This is a genomic window from Gluconacetobacter sacchari (assembly GCF_014174255.1).
In the GTDB taxonomy this organism is placed as follows: Bacteria; Pseudomonadota; Alphaproteobacteria; order Acetobacterales; family Acetobacteraceae; genus Gluconacetobacter; species Gluconacetobacter sacchari.
The window spans coordinates 1-19,792 of record NZ_JABEQJ010000037.1 but is presented as its reverse complement, the minus strand read 5'-3'; the positions used below and the strand labels follow the sequence as shown (position 1 = coordinate 19,792).

General features: G+C 69.3%; 14 protein-coding genes and 1 pseudogene. 4 read left to right on the top strand and 11 right to left on the bottom strand.

Annotation, left to right across the window (positions count from 1 at the left end; genetic code table 11):
• Positions 1–126: 126 nt before the first annotated feature.
• From HLH48_RS19850 to HLH48_RS19840, 3 genes are read left to right on the top strand one after another with little or no spacing between them, the layout of a single operon-like run.
• The gene (locus HLH48_RS19850; protein ID WP_182999214.1) at positions 127–2,607 is read left to right on the top strand and encodes a TonB-dependent receptor plug domain-containing protein; all 2,481 of its coding nucleotides are present in this window, start codon (positions 127–129) and stop codon (positions 2,605–2,607) included.
• Positions 2,608–2,667: 60 nt separating this feature from the next.
• Positions 2,668–4,788, top strand: coding sequence for a penicillin acylase family protein (locus HLH48_RS19845; protein ID WP_220795218.1), 2,121 nt, complete (start codon positions 2,668–2,670; stop codon positions 4,786–4,788).
• Positions 4,789–4,799: 11 nt separating this feature from the next.
• Positions 4,800–5,291: a hypothetical protein gene (locus tag HLH48_RS19840; protein ID WP_182999213.1), complete on the top strand. Its 492-nt coding sequence runs from the start codon at positions 4,800–4,802 to the stop codon at positions 5,289–5,291.
• 52 nt (positions 5,292–5,343) lie between these two features.
• Here HLH48_RS19840 and HLH48_RS19835 read toward each other — a convergent pair whose 3' ends face one another.
• Positions 5,344–6,327: an aldo/keto reductase gene (locus tag HLH48_RS19835; protein ID WP_182999212.1), complete on the bottom strand. Its 984-nt coding sequence runs from the start codon at positions 6,325–6,327 to the stop codon at positions 5,344–5,346.
• A gap of 306 nt (positions 6,328–6,633) precedes the next feature.
• Between HLH48_RS19835 and HLH48_RS19830 the strand changes: the two genes are divergently transcribed.
• Positions 6,634–7,551, top strand: coding sequence for a DUF2272 domain-containing protein (locus HLH48_RS19830; RefSeq protein WP_182999211.1), 918 nt, complete (start codon positions 6,634–6,636; stop codon positions 7,549–7,551).
• Between the two features lie 19 nt (positions 7,552–7,570).
• Here HLH48_RS19830 and HLH48_RS19825 read toward each other — a convergent pair whose 3' ends face one another.
• The 10 genes and pseudogenes from HLH48_RS19825 to HLH48_RS19780 form a co-directional block, all read right to left on the bottom strand.
• The gene (locus HLH48_RS19825; protein ID WP_182999210.1) at positions 7,571–8,014 is read right to left on the bottom strand and encodes a SufE family protein; all 444 of its coding nucleotides are present in this window, start codon (positions 8,012–8,014) and stop codon (positions 7,571–7,573) included.
• 85 nt (positions 8,015–8,099) lie between these two features.
• Positions 8,100–9,416: an ATP-dependent protease ATPase subunit HslU gene (gene hslU, locus HLH48_RS19820; RefSeq protein WP_182999209.1), complete on the bottom strand. Its 1,317-nt coding sequence runs from the start codon at positions 9,414–9,416 to the stop codon at positions 8,100–8,102.
• Positions 9,416–10,006, bottom strand: a complete 591-nt coding sequence (gene hslV / locus HLH48_RS19815) for an ATP-dependent protease subunit HslV (protein WP_182999208.1) — start codon at positions 10,004–10,006, stop codon at positions 9,416–9,418. Before hslV ends, hslU begins: the two co-directional genes overlap by 1 nt.
• A 59-nt stretch (positions 10,007–10,065) precedes the next feature.
• Positions 10,066–11,991, bottom strand: a complete 1,926-nt coding sequence (locus tag HLH48_RS19810; protein ID WP_182999207.1) for a response regulator — start codon at positions 11,989–11,991, stop codon at positions 10,066–10,068.
• A complete protein-coding gene (locus HLH48_RS19805) occupies positions 11,988–13,856 on the bottom strand; it encodes a response regulator (RefSeq protein WP_182999206.1) in 1,869 nt (622 codons plus the stop codon). Before HLH48_RS19805 ends, HLH48_RS19810 begins: the two co-directional genes overlap by 4 nt.
• A complete protein-coding gene (gene cheB / locus HLH48_RS19800) occupies positions 13,853–14,941 on the bottom strand; it encodes a chemotaxis-specific protein-glutamate methyltransferase CheB (protein ID WP_182999205.1) in 1,089 nt (362 codons plus the stop codon). The genes HLH48_RS19805 and cheB overlap by 4 nt, the downstream gene beginning before the upstream one ends.
• Positions 14,938–17,043 carry a hybrid sensor histidine kinase/response regulator gene (locus HLH48_RS19795; RefSeq protein WP_182999204.1) on the bottom strand — a complete coding sequence of 702 codons (2,106 nt, stop codon included), beginning with the start codon at positions 17,041–17,043 and terminating at the stop codon, positions 14,938–14,940. Before HLH48_RS19795 ends, cheB begins: the two co-directional genes overlap by 4 nt.
• 10 nt (positions 17,044–17,053) lie before the next feature.
• The gene (locus HLH48_RS19790; protein WP_182999203.1) at positions 17,054–18,736 is read right to left on the bottom strand and encodes a methyl-accepting chemotaxis protein; all 1,683 of its coding nucleotides are present in this window, start codon (positions 18,734–18,736) and stop codon (positions 17,054–17,056) included.
• Positions 18,737–18,742: 6 nt separating this feature from the next.
• Positions 18,743–19,228 carry a chemotaxis protein CheW gene (locus HLH48_RS19785; protein WP_182999202.1) on the bottom strand — a complete coding sequence of 162 codons (486 nt, stop codon included), beginning with the start codon at positions 19,226–19,228 and terminating at the stop codon, positions 18,743–18,745.
• A gap of 59 nt (positions 19,229–19,287) precedes the next feature.
• A pseudogene (locus HLH48_RS19780) lies at positions 19,288–19,792 on the bottom strand (CheR family methyltransferase); the annotation flags it as partial.

Here is a 19,792-nt window from a genome sequence, read left to right as displayed (position 1 = left end):
AATAAAGAAATAATATCTTCTTATAAAAAATAGATCACTCCGCGTTTGCATAACAAAATGGGAAAGATAATCATCGTGTCGAATACCGAACCCACCTTGCGCGCGCCCCTGTCTCTGGGACTCACGATGGCAGTGGCTCTCATGGGGCTCGATGGTGCGGCATACGGCCAGTCCGTGCCCTCCCCCACGCTCACGATGGACAAAAAAAGCGGCGCCACGGCGGCAATCCGTTCGGCGAAAGCCCGCCCCGGGCCGTCCGCCCCCGCCGATGGCGGAGAAGCCGTCGTCGTAACCGGCAATCGTGGCGTGCAGCGAACGGCCCTGCACTCTTCGACCCCGATCGACGTGATCCGGAGCAAGGAGCTTCTGGAAACCGGCAAGGCCAGCGTCATTTCCCAGCTCAACACGCTGGTCCCGTCGTTCAATTCGCCCAATCGCGCCGGTGGCGGCACGTCGACCATCATCGCGACCGGCGGCCTGCGCGGGCTCAACCCCGACCAGATGCTGGTTCTGGTCAACGGCAAGCGCCGGCACAAGACGTCGCTGATCAACGCGGTCTCATCGCTCTATAACGGTTCGGTGCCCACCGACCTCGACATGATTCCGCCGTCGGAAATCGACCATATCGAGGTTCTGCGCGACGGCGCGGCCGCGCAGTACGGGTCGGACGCCATTGCGGGCGTCATCAACATCATCCTGAAGAAGAAGGCCAATGGCGGCTCGTCGAGCTTCACCACCGGCGCCAATATGGACCGTGGAGACGGGCAGCAATATCAATGGCTGACCAATGGCGGGATCAAGCTGGGTTCGCAGGGCTTTCTCAACGTTTCCATCGATCTCAAGAAGCAGCTCGCGTCGAACCGGGCGAACCCGATCGCGAAATCCGTCCAGCTCTACAACAAGATCAACGGCCAGCCCGACCCGCGCGAGGCAACGGCCGACCGCCTGGTGACCACCAATTACGGCCTGATGCCGCAGCGCGGCGTGCTGGTCGGCTATAACAGCGAATATGATTTCGGCCCGGTGACGTTCTATACGTTCGGCAGCTACGGGCTGCGCGATTCCGACCTGAATTACAGCTATCGCGCGCCCAACAACGTCAATTCCCTGCCGCAATTCTTCCCCGACGGCTTCCGTCCCCGCGTCGTCGTCCATGAACAGGATTACCAGTTCGCGGCCGGGCTCAGGGGCAGGCAACTGGGCTGGAACTGGGACCTCAGTTCCAGCTTCGGCGAAGACCGCGCCCGGCAGACGGCCGACCAGACCCTGAATGCCAGCCTGGGCCCGGCATCGCCCCTGTCCTTCTATGTCGGCACGCTGCAATCCACCGAATGGGTCAATACGTTCGACGTGACGCGGGGGTGGAAGATCCTGGGCAACCTGCAAACCTCGCTCGGCATCATGCACCGTCTGGAAACCTACCGGGTGGAGGCGGGCGATCCGGCCAGCTATGCCGCCGGTACGTATCGCAATCACGGCGCGCTGGTCGCCCCCGGCGCGAACGGCGCCCCCGGCTTCACGCCGTCCGACGCGGGCTTCATGCAGCGCAACAACATGGCCGCCTATACCGACCTGGCGTGGGACCCGGTGAAATCCCTGACGATCGGCCTGGCCGGGCGGTTCGAACATTATGACGATGCCAGCGGCAATTCGGGAATCGGCAAGGCCACCATGCGCTACGCCGTCACCAAATGGCTCGCGATCCGCGGGACGCTCAGCAACGGTTTTCGCGCCCCGTCGCTGGCGCAGCAGCTCTATGCCTCGACGACGGGCCAGTTCCGTCTGGTCAATGAAGACCTGACCCTGTTGCAGATCAAGACGCTCCCCGTGAATTCGCCCGCCGCCCGGGCGCTGGGCGCCACGCCCCTGCACCCCGAAACCTCGAAGAACATGAGCGCCGGCTTCGTGCTCCAGCCCTTCCGCCCGCTGGCGATCACCCTCGATGCCTACCAGATCGAGGTCAACAACCGCATCGCCCTGACCAGCACGCTGACCGGGCCGGCGGTCTCGCGGATCCTGGTGGCGAACGGCCTGGCTTCGGATATCAGCGCGCAATATTACACCAACGCGATCAATACCCGCACACGCGGCATCGATGTCGTCGCGACCTATCACCACGATGTGGGGCCGGCCGGCCAGATGCAGTGGAATCTGGGCTGGAACTACAACCAGACGGTCATTTCCAACATCAAGGCCAATCCCGCGCAGCTTGCCTCCCTCGGTTCGGGCTACGTGCTGTTCGACCGCCTGTCGCAGGGCTACCTGACCAAGGCCATCCCCCGGACGAAACTGTCGCTGATGAATGTGTGGACGTGGGGGCCCGTGGTGCTCAACACGCGGGTGACGCGCTATGGCGGCTATACGATCTTGCAGAACAGCGCGTCGCAGGACCGCCGTTTCGGGCCGCGGCTGATCGTGGACATGGACATTACCTGGAACATCAACAGATTCGTCAATGTCGGGTTCGGCGCGAACAACCTGTTCAACCAGTATCCGACCGCCAACGGACTCTACAATGCGTCGCTGGGCCAGGGTCAGTATCCCGGCACATCGCCCTTCGGCTTTACCGGCGGATATTACTACGGCCGCGTCGGCGTGAATTTCTGACGTGCCAGGCACGGGGCACCGTGAACAGAATGAGCAGAGTGAGCGTTCAGGAGAATATGCGTGCGTTGCTTTCCCAGAAGACTGAAAATCGCCCTCTATCTGGGCGCCGCCCTGTCCTCCCTGGCTGTCGGCAGCCAGGGATGGGCCGCCCCGGCGACCGAAAGGGCGGACCAGGGCGAGATCCTGTGGGACACGTTCGGCGTGCCGCATGTCTATGCCAGGACCGAAGCCGGCGCGTTCTATGGTTTCGGATGGGCGCAGGCACATAGCCACGCCAACATCGTGCTGCGCCTGTATGGAACCGCCCGGGGACGCGCGGCGGAATATTGGGGCGCGAAGGAGGAAGATTCCGACCGCTGGCTTCTGGCCAACGGCGTCTATGACCGCGCCAGGCAATGGTATGCGTGGCAGACGCCCGATTTCCGCAAGGACATGGATGAATTCGCGCGGGGAATCAACGATTACGCCGCGCGCCATCCGGACGAGATCGCCAGCGACGTCAAGCCCGTTCTGCCGGTCAGCGGCGTCGATGTCATCGCGCATGCCCTGCGGCTGATGAACTATGTCTATATCGCCGCCGAGCAGAAGATGCTGGGCGACCCGCCCGCGCGCAAGGCCGGCGGGTCGAATGCCTGGGCGATCGCCCCCTCGCGGACGACCGACGGCCACGCCGTCCTGCTGGCCAACCCGCACCTGCCGTGGGGCACGGCCTTCTTCACCTATTACGAAGCCCAGCTCAACGGGCCGGGATTCAGCATTTACGGCGCGACGCAGGTCGGGCTGCCCGTCCTGCGCTTCGCCTTCACCAGGGATGTCGCCTTTACCAACACCGTCAACACGATCCTGGGCGCGGTCCGCTATACGCTGACGCCCGACGGCGACGGCTACCGGCTCGACGGCCGGAAACACGCCTTCACGACGAAGACCCTGTCCTACAAGGTCCGGCAGCCGGACGGCACGATGGCGACGAAGAGCTTCGTGCAGGAATATGCCGTCCAGGGGCCGGTCTTCAGGCAGGCCGACGGGCGTCCGTTCGCCCTGTATGTCGCGGGGCTGGATCGCCCGGGCATGATCCGGCAATATTGGGACATGGCGCTGGCGCATAATTTCGACCAGTTCCAGGCGGCGCTGAAAAGGCTGCAGATTCCGATGTTCAACATCGTCTATGCCGACCATGACGGCCACATCATGTATCTCGACAACGGCATCCTGCCGAAACATGACGAAGGCGACTTCACTTACTGGAACGGCTTCGTTCCCGGAGACCGATCCAGCACCATCCCCCGGAACATCGTCGCCTACGAGGACCTTCCGAAGGTCATCGATCCGCCCAGCGGTTTCGTGCAGAACGCCAACGACCCGCCATGGGTGTCGACCTATCCGCGCGTCCTGTACCCCGAGGCATATCCGGCCTATGTCGCCGTGACCGGGCCGATGTCGTTCCGCGCCCAGATGTCGACGACGATGCTGGCGGGCACGGACAGGATGTCGTTCGACGAGATCGTGTCCAGGAAGCTCAATACGCATGCCCTGCTGGCGCAGCGCGTGCTGCCCGATCTGCTGGCCGCCGCCGCGTCCGACCAGCGCCGCGACGTGAAGGACGCGGTGCGGGTACTGCGTGCGTGGGACGGGGCGGACAACGCCGACAGCCGGGGCGCCCTGCTGTTCGAGACCTGGGCCCGGCTGTTCATGGGGCCGAAATTCGCCGATTTCGGCAATTTCGCCACGCCCTGGTCTCTCGACGACCCGATTCATACCCCGGCGGGCCTGAAGTCGCCGGCACAGGCGGTCGACCTGCTGGCACGGGCCGCCGTGGAGACCAGGCGGCTCTATGGCGCGATCGATCGGCCCTTCGGCGAGGTGTCACGCTTTCACCTGAACGACGTGAACCTGCCCGGCAATGGCGGCTTCGGCAATACCGGCATTTTCCGGACCATCACCTGGGGGCCGATGAAAGACGGCGAGCGGACACCGTTCCATGGCGAAACCTGGGTTTCGCTGGTCAGCTTCTCGACCCCTATGAAGGCAAAGGGCCTGTTGAGCTACGGCAATTCCAGCCAGCCGGGATCGCCCCACCGCAGCGACCAGCTTTCCTACCTCAGCAGCAAGACCCTGCGCGATTTGTGGCTGACGCGCCACGAGGTGGAAAAGCACGTCGAATATATCGACCAACTCCATTGATGCACGGAAAGATGACGACAATGAAGGCCATCAGGACATTATGCGCCATCGGCTTGCTCGGCATGGCGTCGCATGCGCTTGCGGCACCTCCCGGCGGCTTCGCGGGTAGCTGGGTGAACGACAATATCCGCTCGTCATGGAGCGACGGCAATTTCCCCACGGGGAAGATGAGCCTGCGCATTCAGGTAACGTTCAGTCAGGATCACATGATCTATCATTCGGTGAACGACACGGCGAAGGGCAAGCCACCGATGGTCATCGATTTCGATGCCGTGATGGATGGCAAGCCGTATCCGCTGACGGGCAGCGCGCGCTACGACACGGTGCGGGTCCGGCGGCTGGGCGACGACCAGATCGAACTGCTGGAACTGAAGGGCGGCGACGTCATCGTCGGCGCGATCTGGCAGTTGAAGGATAACGGCAAGACGCTGATGCGCTGGGGCATCGGCAAGTCGCCCGAAGGAAAGTCCAAATCCTATCAGGAGTTTTTCTCGCGGGGCTAGGCGGCACCCGGTCAGGCGGAACCGCCTGAACGTCTGCCGCCCGCAAGGCCCCTCAGCCGCCCGGCGGTGCCATGAATTCCGGCCCCACCGGGTCGGTGACATGGGCCGCCAGGATGCGGTCGATCTCCGCCTTGTCCGCCTTCGACAGCGTCCAGCCGCATGCCTGGTCGATCCCCGCGATCTGCTCTGGCTTGCGCGCGCCCCACAGCGCGACGGTCGGCCCCTGGTCCAGCACCCAGCGGATCGCCAGCGCCAGCACCGACCGCCCGAACCGTTCCGTCGCGAAGGCCTCCAGCGCCGCCACCGCCGCCAGATACTGGGCAAAGCGCGGCGGCTGGAATTTCGGGTCGGCACTCCGCAGGTCGTCCCGCCCGAACTGGCTGGCGGCGTTCATCCTGCCCGACAGCAGCCCCCGGCACAGCGGCCCGTAGGCCAGCACGGCCAGGCCATGCGCGGCCGACCAGGGCAGGATATCGGCCTCGATCGCGCGCTCGAACAGGTTATAGGGCGGCTGCACGGCGGCCAGCGGCGCCACGGCACCGAACTGCTCCATCTGCGCGACGGAGAAATTGCTCACCCCCAGCGCCAGCACCTTGCCCTCGCGGTGCAGGTCCTCCAGCACCCGCGCCGTCTCGTCCAGCGGCACGGCCGGGTCGGGCCAGTGAACCTGGTAGAGGTCGATCCGGTCGGTGCGCAGCCGGCGCAGCGAATCCTCGATTTCCCGGCGGATGCGCGCGGCGGAACTGTTGCGGAACGGCTTGCCGTCCTTCCAGTCCAGCCCGACCTTGGTGGCGATGGCCACCTTGTCGCGCCGCCCCGCCAGCGCCTGGCCCACCACCTCCTCGGAATGGCCGAAGCCATAGACCGGCGCGGTATCGATCAGGCTGATGCCCAGTTCCAGCGCCTCGTGGATCGTGGCGATGGCCTGGCGGTCGTCGGCACCGCCCCACATCCAGCCGCCGATCGCCCATGTGCCCAGCGCAATGCGCGAGACTGGAAAAGGAATACCCGCAACGGCAATGGTTTCCATCGGCATGACATGCTCCTTCCTGCGATCGGGACAAGACGCAAAAAAGGACCGGAGCGGCAAGCCGCCCCGGCCAAGTTTTCCCTCGTATGCAAGCGACGGACGAGCCGTCATGCGACATGGGGCGCCCGAACCCACCGCGCGACAATGAAAAAGCATTTCATATTTGGTGCCGTTCCCGTGAGCGAGGGCTCCCGCGCGGCCCCGCCCTCCACCGGCGGCTCTTTTCCCGCCGCCCGTCGCGTCCTATGGATGGGACAGCCGGCGCCACGCGCGTGACACCCGCCGGCCAGCGCTGGATGGAGAAGCGAAGCAATGTCGCGCAAGGTTGCCCTGACGGCCTCACGCACCCTGACCATGATGGCGCCCCTGGCGTTCCTCGTCGCCTGCGCCCCCCGCTATCCGTCCCCCCACGCGGCCCGCACGCCGTCGGCGCAATACGCGGCCGGCCAGGGCGGCCTGGTGGTGGACGAGCATGTTCCCGACTTCGCCAGCCGCAATTTCGAGCCCTTCAACCGCCAGGACGCGGCGGCGATCGCGATGCGGGAATGGCGGCTGTTCGGCCAGCCGGTCGATGACGACGACCCCGAACTGCGCCCCGAGGCCCAGAGCGCATCCGTCAAGCCGGAACGCATGCCCGGCCTGTGGCAGCGGATCGGCGAATATTGGTGGATCGGCCAGGACCCGGGCGAGAGCGAGGTCGCCTGGACAGGCAAGCACGACACCACCGGCGCGGTCACCGACTACGTCCATGACGCGACCTTCGCCTGGTCGGCGGCCTTCATTTCCTACGTCATGCGGGTGGCCGGCGCGAACGATCGGTTCGCCTACTCACCCAACCATTCGACCTATATCAACGCCGCCGCCTCCGGCACCGAAAGCGGCGTCCGCGCCCACGACCCGGCCACCTACGCCCCGGCGCTGGGCGACCTGATCTGCGTCGGGCGCGCCGCCAGCAAATCGGTCCGCTTCGCCGACCTGCCGACCCGCTACGGCTTTCCGGCCCATTGCGGCATCGTGGTCGCCACCGGCCAGAACGGCCAGCCCTTCGGCCGCCAGATCAGCATCATCGGCGGCAATGTCGACGACGCGGTGGCGCTGACCCACGTGCCGGTCGGGCCGGACGGCCGGCTGGCCGATGCCGCCGGCCACAGCTACGATCCGCGCTATCCCTGGTGCGTGGTCCTGCAGGTGCTGTACGACGCCGACGCCGAACCCGCGACCGACCAATAAGGCGGAAGCCGGCGCGCGCCTACGCCCCGACCTGCGCGGCGGCGTGCCGGATGGCGCGCGCCATCGCCTCCACCCCGTTGCCGCGATTGGTCGACAGGGCCTGCACCAGCCCCAGCTCGCGCAGGAATCCCGGATCGGTCGCCAGGATCTCCTCGGCCGGCCGCCCCGAATAGACCCGCAGCAGCAGCGCCACCAGGCCCGACACGATGGCGGCGTCCGACGCGCCGGCAAAGAACAGCACGCCGTCCCGCTCGGTCATCTCCAGCCACACCTGGCTCTGGCAGCCGGGCACGCGATGGCCGTCGTCCCGCCATGCGTCGGGAAAGGGCGGCATCGCGCGGCCCATCTCGATGATGTACTGGTAGCGCTGCATCCAGTCATCGAACAGGTCCAGCTCCTCGCCGATGGCGGCGATGGCGGCGGCGGCGGTATCGTCCCGGGGCGTGACGAAGGGATCGGTCATCAAGGCTACCTGACGCAACAGACAAACATCCGGCGGAGACTAAGCCACATCCCCGCCGGCTTGAAGCCCACCCGGCCGCGCATTTTCAGAGGATGAAGCGGCTCAGGTCGCCCTTCCTGGCCAGCGGCGCCACCCGCTCGCGCACGTCGGCGGCGGTGATCCGCACCTCCTGGCCCGAACGGTCCGCCGCGGTGAAGGACACGTCCTCCAGCAGCTTCTCCAGCACCGTCGCCAGCCGCCGGGCGCCGATATTCTCGACCCGTTCGTTGATGTCGGCCGCCAGTTCCGCCAGCGCATCCACCGCGTCGTCCGAGAATCCCAGGTCCAGCCCCTCGGTCCCCAGCAACGCGGTATATTGCTTCAGCAGCGAATGTTCCGGCTCGGTCAGGATGCGGCGCAGGTCCTCGCGCGTCAGCGGCGACAGTTCCACGCGGATCGGCAGCCGCCCCTGCAATTCCGGCAGCAGGTCCGACGGCTTGGCGATATGGAACGCGCCCGAGGCGATGAACAGGATATGGTCCGTCTTCACCGGCCCATATTTGGTCGAAACCGTGGTCCCCTCGATCAGCGGCAGCAGGTCGCGCTGCACGCCCTCGCGCGACACGTCGCCGCCCCGGAACCCGCTTTCCGACGACCGCGCGCAGACCTTGTCGATCTCGTCGAGGAACACGATGCCATGATCCTGGGCATGCGCCACGGCCTCGCCGACCAGGGCGTCGTTGTCCAGCATCTTGTCCGCTTCCTCGCGGGTCAGCGCCTCGCGCGCCGCCGCCACGGTCATGCGACGGCGCTGGGGCACGCGGTTCATCAGCCCCTTCATCATGTCGGTGAAATTGATGACGGTGCCGGGCTGCATGTTGGGCATCTCGCCCATGCCCGGGGCGCCCTGGGCATCGGCGACCGAAATCTCGACCTCCTTCTGCTCCAGTTCGCCGGCCCGCAGCATGCGGCGGAACTTGCCCTTGGTATCGGCCGAGGCCCCCTCGCCCACCAGCGCGTCGACCAGCCGGTTCTCGGCTTCCTGCTCGGCGCGCGCCTGCACGTCGCGGCGGCGCAGGTCGCGCAGCATGTTCAGCGACACCTCGACCAGATCGCGCACGATGCTCTCGACATCGCGGCCCACATAGCCGACCTCGGTGAATTTCGTGGCCTCGACCTTCAGGAACGGCGCCTGCGCCAGCCGCGCCAGCCGGCGGGCGATCTCGGTCTTGCCGCAGCCGGTCGGCCCGATCATCAGGATGTTCTTGGGCACCACCTCGTCGCGCATGCCCTCGGCCAGTTGCGCCCGCCGCCAGCGATTGCGCAGCGCGATGGCCACCGCCCGCTTCGCGTCGCCCTGGCCGATGATGAAGCGATCGAGTTCCGAGACGATCTCGCGCGGGGAATGGTTGGGAATATCCATCACGATTCCTCCCCGCCCCGCTCGCCCAGCGTCTCGAGGATCACCGAATGGTTGGTATAGACGCAGATCTCGCCGGCGATCCGCATCGCCCGCCGCGCGATCTCGGCGGCCGACAGCCCGTCGACCTCCGCCAGCGCGCGGGCGGCCGACAGGGCATAATTGCCGCCCGAGCCGATGGCGATGATGCCATCCTCCGGCTCCAGCACGTCGCCGTTGCCGGTCAGGGTGAAGGAGCGGTCCAGGTCGGCCACCGCCATCATCGCCTCCAGCCGGCGCAGGTAGCGGTCGGTGCGCCAGTCCTTGGCCAGTTCGACGCAGGCGCGCTCGAGCTGGTCGGGAAAGCGTTCCAGCTTGGCCTCCAGCCGTTCCAGCAGGGTAAAGGCGTCGGCCGTGGCACCGGCGAAACCGGCCAGGATGGTCCCGGCCGGGCCGATCCGCCGCACCTTGCGGGCATTGCCCTTGATGACGGTGGCGCCCAGCGTCACCTGTCCGTCGCCGGCCATCGCCACCTGCGCGCCACGGCGCACGCACAGGATCGTCGTTCCGTGCCAGCCGACGGGATCATGGGGGGTTGTGTGTACGTTCTGCATAGCTGACAGAAATAGGCCGTTCGCGCCGCAGGACAAGGCCCGGGCGGCAGCCCCGCCCTTCACGCCCCCATGGCGCGGGCGACATGCCCCGACAATTCGGCCTGGGTGAACGGCTTGCGCAGCACCAGCGCATCCTCGGGCAGCACGGCATTGTCGGCATAGCCGGTCAGGAACAGGATCCGGGTGCCCGGGCGCAGCGCGCCGATCCGTCGCGCCACCTCCTCGCCGCCCATTTTCGGCATCATGACGTCCAGCACCACCAGGTCGGGCTGGCCGGGCGCCAGCGCGGCGATCCGCGCCAGGGCCTCCTCGCCGCCGTCCGCCTCGATCGTCTCGTGCCCCATGCCGCGCAGGAAACCGGCCGTCACGGTCCTGACCGTGTCCTCGTCATCCACCACCATGACGCGCAGCCCCCGGCGGACGGGCGGCGGCCCCGCCGCCTCGGGCCGATCGAAGTCGGCCGCCGGGCAGCGATGCACCGGCAGGTACAGATCCACCCGCGTTCCCTCCCCCGGCGCGCTGGCCACCCGCACGTCCCCGCCCGCATGCCGCACGAAACCATAGATCATCGACAGGCCCAGCCCCGTCCCCCGCCCCACATCCTTGGTGGTGAAGAACGGCTCGAAGATCCGCGCCAGCGTCTCCGGCGCCATGCCGGTGCCCTGGTCGGCCACCGACACCACCACATACTCGCCCTGCGGCAGGTCCCCGTCCTCGGCCGCCGGCGCCTCCAGCCGCGCCACACGCGTCGACAGCCCGATCATGCCGCCATCCGGCATGGCGTCGCTGGCATTCAGGCACAGATTCAGCAGCGCCAGTTCCAGTTGCCCGGCATCGGTCCGCACCATCGGCACCTCGCCGGCGGGGTCCACCTCCGCGATCACGATCTCGACCGGCGGCCGCGACGCCCCACCCTCGCGCCGCCGCGCGGTCACGCCCTGGACCAGCAGGTCGCGCATGCCAAGCAACAGGGCATTCACATCGACCGGATTCAGGCTCAGGTCCCGTGGCCGGCTGAAATTCAGCAACCGGCGCGTCAGGTCGGCCCCCCGTCGCGCGGCCCCCATCGCATTGCCCAGCAGATGCGTGGTGCGCTCGTCCAGCCCGTCGCCCATATCGACGGCCAGTTCCAGAGACCCCATCACCGCCGTCAGCAGATTGTTGAAATCATGCGCGATCCCGCCGGCCATGGTGCCCAGCGCCTGCATCTTTTCCGCCTGGCGCAGGCGGGCCTCCATCTCGCGCTGGCGGGTGATGTCGCGATTGATCAGCACCGAATAGGCCTCGCCCCGCGCATTCAGGCCCAGGCGCACGCGGGTGAACTCCCGCCACGCCACGCTGCCGCCGGGGCCGGGCACGGGGATCACCTCCTCGTCCCGGCCCTCGGCATCCAGCCGGCCCTCGGCCGCGCGCAGCGCCGGCAACAGGGCGGGGTCGCACAGATCCTCCTCCCGCCGGCCCAGGCAATCGGCCTCGTCGCGGCCATAGAAGGCGGCGGCATTGCCGTTGATCCGGATGAACCGCCCCTCCGGGTCCTTGAAGGCCAGCCCGGCACGCAGATTCGCCAGCAACCCGCGCAGCAGCATCCGCTCGGTCTGCAATTCGCCTTCCAGCATGTGCCGATGCGCCGCCTGAAGCACCATCGCGCGCAGCGCATCGCCATCCCATGGCTTGTGCGAATAGAACGAGATCCGCCCCTGGTTCAGCGCCGCCGCCACCGCGCCGATATCGGCATAGCCGGTCAGCAGGATCGCCTGCGCGTCGCTCATGCCCCGCGCGCGGGCCAGCATCACGTCGCCGCCCATCTCGGGCATGCGCTGGTCCGAGACGATGACGTCGACATCGCGGCGCCGCGCCAGGATCTCCAGCGCCTCGACCGGCGAGGTGGTGGACAGGATGGTAAAGCCGTCCTCCAGCAGGTCGCTCAGCGCGACCAGGATCTCGGGCTCGTCATCGACCAGCAGCACGACGGGCCGGCCGCTCATGCCCGCGCCTCCAGGCTCGCGGGCTCGGCCATCGCTTCGAGATGCGGCTGCCAGGGCACCGAAACGGTAAACACGCTTCCCCGTCCTCCCTCGCCGCCCGGCACCGGGTCGGCGATCGTGATGGTGCCATGATGCGCCTGCACGACACTATAGGCGATCGCCAGCCCCAGCCCGGTCCCCGCCCCGACCGGCTTGGTGGTAAAGAACGGCTCGAAGATCCGCTCCTTCACCTCCGGCGGAATCCCCGGCCCGTTATCCGTCACGGTAAAGACATAGCATTGCTCGCCCGTCGCCGGGGTGACCCTCAGCGCGGTGCCGATCCGGATCAGCCCGCGCGCCGGGCCCGCCGGCCCGTCCTCGTGCCCCGCCTCCTCCAGCATGGACTGGATGGCATCGGCGGCATTGCTGATGATGTTCATCATCACCTGGTTCAGCAGGGCGGACTGGCAGTACAGCCGCTCGGGCGCGCGATAATCCCGCTCCACCACGATCAGGTTGCCGAATTTCTGCGTCAGCAGCGCCAGCACCGTCTCCAGCGCCTCGGGCACGTCGATCAACTGGAACAGCCCCTCGTCCAGGCGCGAGAATTTCCGCAGGTTCAGCACCAGGTTCTGGATCCGCCGCAGCCCCAGGCTCATCGATTCGACCCGATCGCGGCATTTCATCAGCGCGGCATGCCGCGGCCCGCCGTCATGCGGGTCCTCCCCGGCGATCACCTGCGCCAGCAGGCGGGCCACCGTCTCCTTGTGGGCCAGGATAAAGGCGAGCGGGTTGTTGATCTCGTGGGCGATGCCGGCCACCAGCTCGCCCAGCGACGCCATCTTGGCGGTCTGGACCAGCTTGCCCTGGGTCTCGATCAGCCGCCGGTTGGCATCGGCCAGTTCGGCGTTCGCCTGCTCCAGCGCCTCGGCCAGCGAGGCCTTGGACGCGATCGCCGCCGCCTCGGCCCGCGCCGCCTCGACCGCGATCTCGCGCGCCTGGCGGTCCAGGTCGATGCGCCGCGCATCGTCCTGGAGCAGCTTGCGCCGCACCAGGGCGCGGATGCGCAGCGCCAGCACGTCGGGCTCGATCTCGTCCGACACCATGTCGTCCACCCCGGCCTCGAACGCCCGGGCGGGAAAGACGCCCCGCGCCGCGCGCGCGCCGCTCAGCCCCAGGATCCGCGGCGCCCCGCCGCCGGCCACCACCACATCCTGCCGCAGGTCGTCCAGTTCCTGGCAGAAGGCGATGCCGTCGAACCGGTCGGAAACCAGGTCCACCACCACGCAGTCGGGCGCGCGCGCCGCGTCGAACCAGTCGCCCCGCTCCATCGCGCCCGGATGGCCGATCACCGTGACCTCGTGGCCGTCGCTGCGCATCAGGGCGGCCAGGCCCGCCACCGTGCGCTCGCGCGCGCCCTCCCCGCCGACGATCAGAATCCGCGCGCGGCGAAACAGCGGGCTGGCATCCCGTTGCCCGCCCCCCGTTCCCGCGCCCTCGCGCAGCAGCGCGCGGATGCGAAAGACGATCAGGTCCGGCTCGGCGGATTTGGGCACATAGGCGTCGGCGCCGCTTTCCAGCCCCTCGCGCTCCAGGCCCGGCTCCCCCCCCTCGGTCAGCATCAGCACCGGGATCATGCGGGTGGCGGCGCTCATGCGGAGCTGGCGGGCCATCTGCCCGCCATTCATCCCCGGCAGATGGTAGTCGGCGACCACCAGGTCGGGGATGCGCGCATCCAGCGTATCCAGCGCGGCCTCGCCGCTGGCCACCCGCGTCACCGCGAAACCATGGCCCTCCAGCATCCGGCGGATCCGCAAGGCCTGGGTATCGGAATCCTCGACCAGCAGCAGCGTCGGCGGCGCCGCGTCGGACAGCGCATGGGTCACGGCCGCCTCCCCTCCATCCCCGCGGCCAGCGGCAGCCGCGGCACGGCCGAGGCGATGGCCACCAGATGCGGCGCGATCTGCTCCAGCGGCAGGCTGATCGACACGGCGCCGATCCGCTCGGCGGCGCCGGGCATCCCATGCACGATGGCGGTGCTCCGGTCCTCGGCGATCGTATATCCGCCCGCCCGGCGCATGTCGCGCAGCCCCACGGCCCCGTCCTCGCCCATGCCGGTCAGCAGCACGCCGATCGCCCCCGCCCCCACCCGCGCCATCGACGCGAACAGCGCATTGGCCGACGGCCGCTGCCCCCCCACGGGCGGGGCATGGTTCAGCCGGATCTCGTCGCCCGCCCCCAGCGTCAGATGCGCCTCGGCCGGCGCGACATAGACATGGCCCGGCCGCATGACATCCCCCTGCCGGGCCAGCCCGACCGACAGCCGGGTCTGGGTGTCCAGCCAGGCGGCGAATCCTTCCATGAAGCCGGCGCCCATATGCTGCACCAGCAGGATCGGCCACGGAAAGCCGGCCGGCAGCGCCCCCATGACGTGCGAGAAAGCCTGCGGCCCGCCGGTCGACGCCGCCATGCCGATCAGGCGCGGACGCAGGCGCGGCGGCGGCGGCGCCTCGACCGCCGGCCCCACCGCGCCATAGTGCAGCCGATGGCGGATCACCGGCACCTGGCTCATGATGTAAAGCTGGGTCGCGATCGCGCGCCCCCCGGCGGCATCCACCGGCCACCCGGCCGGCTTCTGCACCACCGACAGCGCGCCGGACCGCAGCGCGTTCATCGAGATCCGCAGCGCCGGATCGGTCGAGGAATCGCTGACGATCACGATCGGCGTCGGGCACTCGGCCATGATCCGCCGCGTGGCTTCCAGCCCGTCCATGCCCGGCAGCCGCACATCCATCGAGATCACGTCGGGCCGCAGCAGCGGCACCAGGCGCAGCGCCTCCTCGGCGGTTTCCACCGCCTCCACCAGCTCCAGCCGCGGATCGTCGCGGATCAGCCGGGCCAGCACATGCCGGACCACCGCCGAATCCTCGACCACCAGCACCCGCACCCCCGGCCCGGCCCGGCCGGTCACAGCACGCCCCGGATGATGTCCAGCAATTCGCCCTGCTCGAATCCCTGCTTGGTGACGTAGGCCCGCGCCCCGCCATCGAGCCCGCGCCGGATATCGGCCTCCTCGTTGCGCGAGGTCATCAGCACCACCGGAATCCGCGACAGTCCGGGGTCCGACCTGACCGCGTCGAGCAATGCGAACCCATCCATGCGCGGCATCTCCACATCCGTCACGATCACATCGATCCGGCGCGGCGACCGATGCAGCAGCGACAGGGCTTCCACCCCGTCCGTCGCCAGCAGGACATCATAACCGTGGGTCTGCAGGATCGTCTTCTGGAGAGTCCGTGTGGTAATCGAATCGTCAACGACCAGGACGGTGGCCACCCGCCGGGCCGGCGCGCGCGCCTCCCGCGCCGCGTCCGCCGCACCGTCGAAATGCCCGCCGGTGGCCCCCGCCTTCCGCCACCGCTCCAGCAGCGTGTCGGGGTTGAGGACGAAGACCGGCCGGTCGCCGCGCGGCCAGCCGACCCCGGGGATCAGCGCGCTGTCCAGCCCCACCGCCCCGGCGTCGGACACATGCAGGATCCGCACCTCGAGCATCCGGTCGACGGCGAACGCGCAGCACCCGCCATCCGCCATGCCCAGCACCACGACCGACAGCGCCCCGCCATGCACCGGCAGCGCCGCCTCCGGCCGGCCCAGAAAGGCCGCCAGCGGTACCACCGGCACCAGCGCCGCGTCGCCCCCGGCCTCCCCCGCCGGGGCGCGCCGCCGGTCGAGGGTGAAATAGGCGCGGCCGTCGGCCATGCGGATATCGGCCTGCCGCACCCGCGCCAGCCGCTCGATCACCCGCCCCGGCAGCCCGATGGTCATGCCGCCGGCCTCGACCACCAGCGTCGTGCGCTGCCGGCGCGAGACCGGGACGGCCATCGTCACCACCGTCCCCCAGGGCTGGCCGGCCTCCATGCGCGCCGTCCCGTGCAGCGCCCGCGCCGCCTCGGCCACCACCGACAGCCCCATGCCCCGCCCGGCCAGCCGGTCCGCCGCCGCCCGGGTGGAAAAACCGGGCGCGAACACCAGGGCCAGCAGCGTCTCGGGCAGGCGCGGATCGTCCGGCTGCATCAGCCCCTGCCGGATGGCGCGCGCGGCGATCGCCTCCAGGTCCGGCCCCCGCCCGTCGTCGCAGACCGACACCAGCAGCCGCACGCCCAGCATCCGCACCGACAGGGTCAGGACCGGCCGCGCCGGCTTGCCCTCCGCTTCGCGCCGATCGGCACTTTCCAGCCCATGCACGATGGCATTGCGCAGCAGATGGATCACCGGGTCGCGCAGCGCCTGCATCACCCGCCGGTCGGCCCGCACATCCATGCCCAGCAGCCGCACCGTCACCTCGCCGCCGCCATGCTCGCGCGCGATCTGCCGGACCATGCCGGACAGCGAGCCGAAGACGGTACCGGCGGGCACCAGCGTCACCGCCCGCACCTCCTCGTCCAGGCGCATCATGGCGCGGTCGGCCTGCCCCGCGATCCGCCCCCGCTCGTGCGACAGGGCCGACAGCGCGCGGGTCAGCCGCGCCAGCTCCGCCGCCGGGTCGCCGGCCGGCCCGGTCCGCCGGGCAGCGGCGGCCAGGTCCTCCAGGTCCGCCCACAGCCGGTCCTGCCGCTCGGCGATGCCCATCATGTCCTGCACCACGCCGACCAGCGCATCCAGCCGCGACGCCGGCACCTGCACGTAGCTGTCGGCCCCGGAGCCATCGGCCACGGCTCCCGCGCCCCCCTCGTCGCGCGCGGCCCCGCCGGGCTCCGCCGCCTCCGGCGCGTCCTGCATCCGGGCGTCGATCTGGTCCATCGCGGCGCCGATCGCCGCAAGATCGTCCGCCCCCGCCGGCCGGTGCTCCTCCAGCAGGCGGAACAGCCGCCCCTCCAGCGCGTGGGCGATGGTCTCGATATCGGCGCGCTCGACCACGCGCGCGGCCCCCTTCAGCGAATGGACCCGCCGGAAGATCTCGCTGACCGCACGCCCCTCGACCGCCCCGCCGGCCAGGATATCGCGCACGACCCGCAGATGGTCGCGATATTCGGCATCGAAGACCGCCAGAAGTTCCTGTCGCAGGGCCTCCACGGGCTGGCCGTCAGGTCCGGTAGCGCGCGGAAATGGCCAGGAGCTGGTGCGACAGGCTGCCCAGGTTGCTGGCGGACGCCTCCAGGTTGCGCGTCCCCGCCGCCGTCTGCTGGCTGGCCTGGCGGATGCTCTGCAACGCGGTCATCACCTGCTCGATGCCGATCTGCTGCTGGTTGGTCGAGGCGACGATCTGCTGGAAGGCATGCACCCCCTCCTCGATCCCGCCGGTCATGCGCTCGATGGTGCGATAGGCGATATCGGTCCGTTCCTTGCCGGCCGACACCCGCTTGACCGCCTCCTCGGTCAGCATGACCGAGGTGTTGATGCCGCGCTGGATGTCGCCCAGGATCGCGCGCACATGCTGGGTGGCGTCGCGCGACTGGTCGGCCAGGATCTTCATCTCGGCCGCGACCACGGCGAACGACCGCCCGTGCTCGCCGGCGGCGGCGGCCTCGATGGCGGCATTCAGCGCCAGCAGGTGCGAGCGCTCCGACAGGTCGTTGACGGCGGTGATGATCTCGCTGATCGCATCCGTGCGTTCCGAAAGCGCCACGATGTTCGAGGCCACGGCCTCGGCGCCCTCCTGGGTGCGCTCCATGGCCCGCGCGGTCTCCTCCACCGCCTCCAGCCCGCTGGCCGAACTATGCACGATGGTCTCGGCCGAGGAGATCACCTCCCGCGCGCGCTTGCTGATCTGGGCGCCGGAATGGGTGATCTGGTCCACCGTCGCCGCCGTCTCCTGCACGGCGGCGAACTGCTCCTCCACGCTCGCCGCCTGCTGCTGGGCGGAGGCCCGGATATCGGCCACCGCCGCATCCAGGTTGCGCGTGGCCTCGCGGCTCTGCTGCGCGATCTCGCGCAACCCGTCCATCATCCGGTTCAGCCCGGCGGCCAGGCGCTCGAACTCGTCGCGTCCGCCGCGCGACCCGCCGACGCTCACGCGGGTCGACAGGTCGCCCTGCCCCACCAGCTCCATCACCCGCATCAGCGCGGCCAGCGGCGCCAGGATCGATCGCCGGGTCCAGAAGGTGACGATCAGCGCGACGATCACCGCCACCCCCAGCCCCAGGATCAGCGACCGGCGGCTGAATTCGTACAGCGCGCTGCTCTGGGTCTCCCCGGCCTGCACCCCGCCATCCAGCGTGGTCCCGGCATCCGAGATCAGCCGGTCGATCGCCTGGTCGCGCGTATCCAGCCGCGCCGATTGCTGGCGCACCGCCGCGTCGTCGTTCTGGCGAAACGCCGCGAACAGGTCCGCCGACGCCTCGGCGTTCCGCCGCGCCTGGTCCAGCGCCTCATGCAGCCGGGCCGAGATGGTGGCGAACATGGCGCGCCGCGCGTCGATCCGCGCCTCGTCGTCGGCCTGGCCGGCGGCGGCCATCGCCTGCACCAGCGTATCCTCCGCCTGCCGGTCGATTCCGGTCCAGTCGGCGATCGCGGCATCCAGCATCGCCGGGTCCTTCTGGTAGTCGCGCGCATAATAGTGCGACAGCATCGACAGCCGCCGCGCCACCTGGTCGTTCTCCAGCACCCGCAGATGGTTCAGATGGCGATAGACCAGCAGGTCGCGGGTCACGATCACCGTCATCTCGTCGCGGACATTGCGGATCTGCCCCAGCGCGTAGACCCCGATCGAGACCATCAGCAGAACGCCGACCCCGAACCCGAACAGAAGACGATTGGCAATTGTCACGACAGGTCAGACTCCGAAAGGACGCGCGAACAGGCGGGCGGGATCCAGCACCGTGACCAGCCGCCCGTCCCCCAGGGCGGCCACCGGGTGGGTCGCCACCGGGTGGGCGGGCGCGGCGGCCGGCGCATCCACGACATCCTCCACCCCCAGCGTCCGCCCGGCCAGCAGCGCGATCCGCGCCACCGGCAGGCCGGCCACCGGGCGCATCAGCGCCATGGCCCCGGCATGCTCCATCGGCGCCCCGCCCAGCAGAACCGACAGGTCGATCACTGTATAGAGAAGGCCGACATAGCCATAGACCCCCCGCACCGACGCCGGGCAGTCGGGCCGCCGCGGCATGGCGCTCCAGGCCGGCTCGGCCATGCGCAGCACGTGATGCAGGTCGATGGCATGGACCTGCCCGCCGACCTCCAGGATCACCGCCGCCCGCCGTCCGGCCTCGGGGGCGGGCGCCCGCCCCCGCCCGGCCAGCAGCCGCGCGCGCTCCGCCATCACCCGCCGGGCATAGAGCGCGGCGCGCCCCTCCGGGTCCGGCCCGCCCTCCCGGCCGCTCAGGACACGCCCCGCGCCAGCGTCGGCAGCCGGTCGCCCGGCACGCCGCCATCCTCCGCCACCCCGTCCCCGCCGACCAGCCGCGACAGCCCGGCGACGGTCAGCCCGTTCCCGTCGGCCACCGGCGCGTCCGGCGGCAGGCGGCACAGCAGGGCGCGGGCCTGCCGCAGCATCCGCCCGGCATCCTCCGCCGCGCCGCCGTCGCGCAGCAGCCGGGCCAGATGGACATGCGCCATGACATGGTCGCGATCCAGATAGAGGGTGCGCCGGAATTCATCCTCGGCGGTGCCGATATCCTCCGCCAGCACGGCCGAGAGGAAATGCAGCCCGGCATCCAGCGGATGCACGGCCAGCGCCGCGCGGCAGCAGGCCCGCGCGTCCGCCAGCGCGCCACGATCGGCCAGCGCCCGCACCTCGGCCCGCGCCAGCCCGGCATCCGCGCCGGCGACGATATCCGGCGCCCGTGCCCGTGCCCCTGCCCCTGCCCCTGCCCGCGCCCGCACG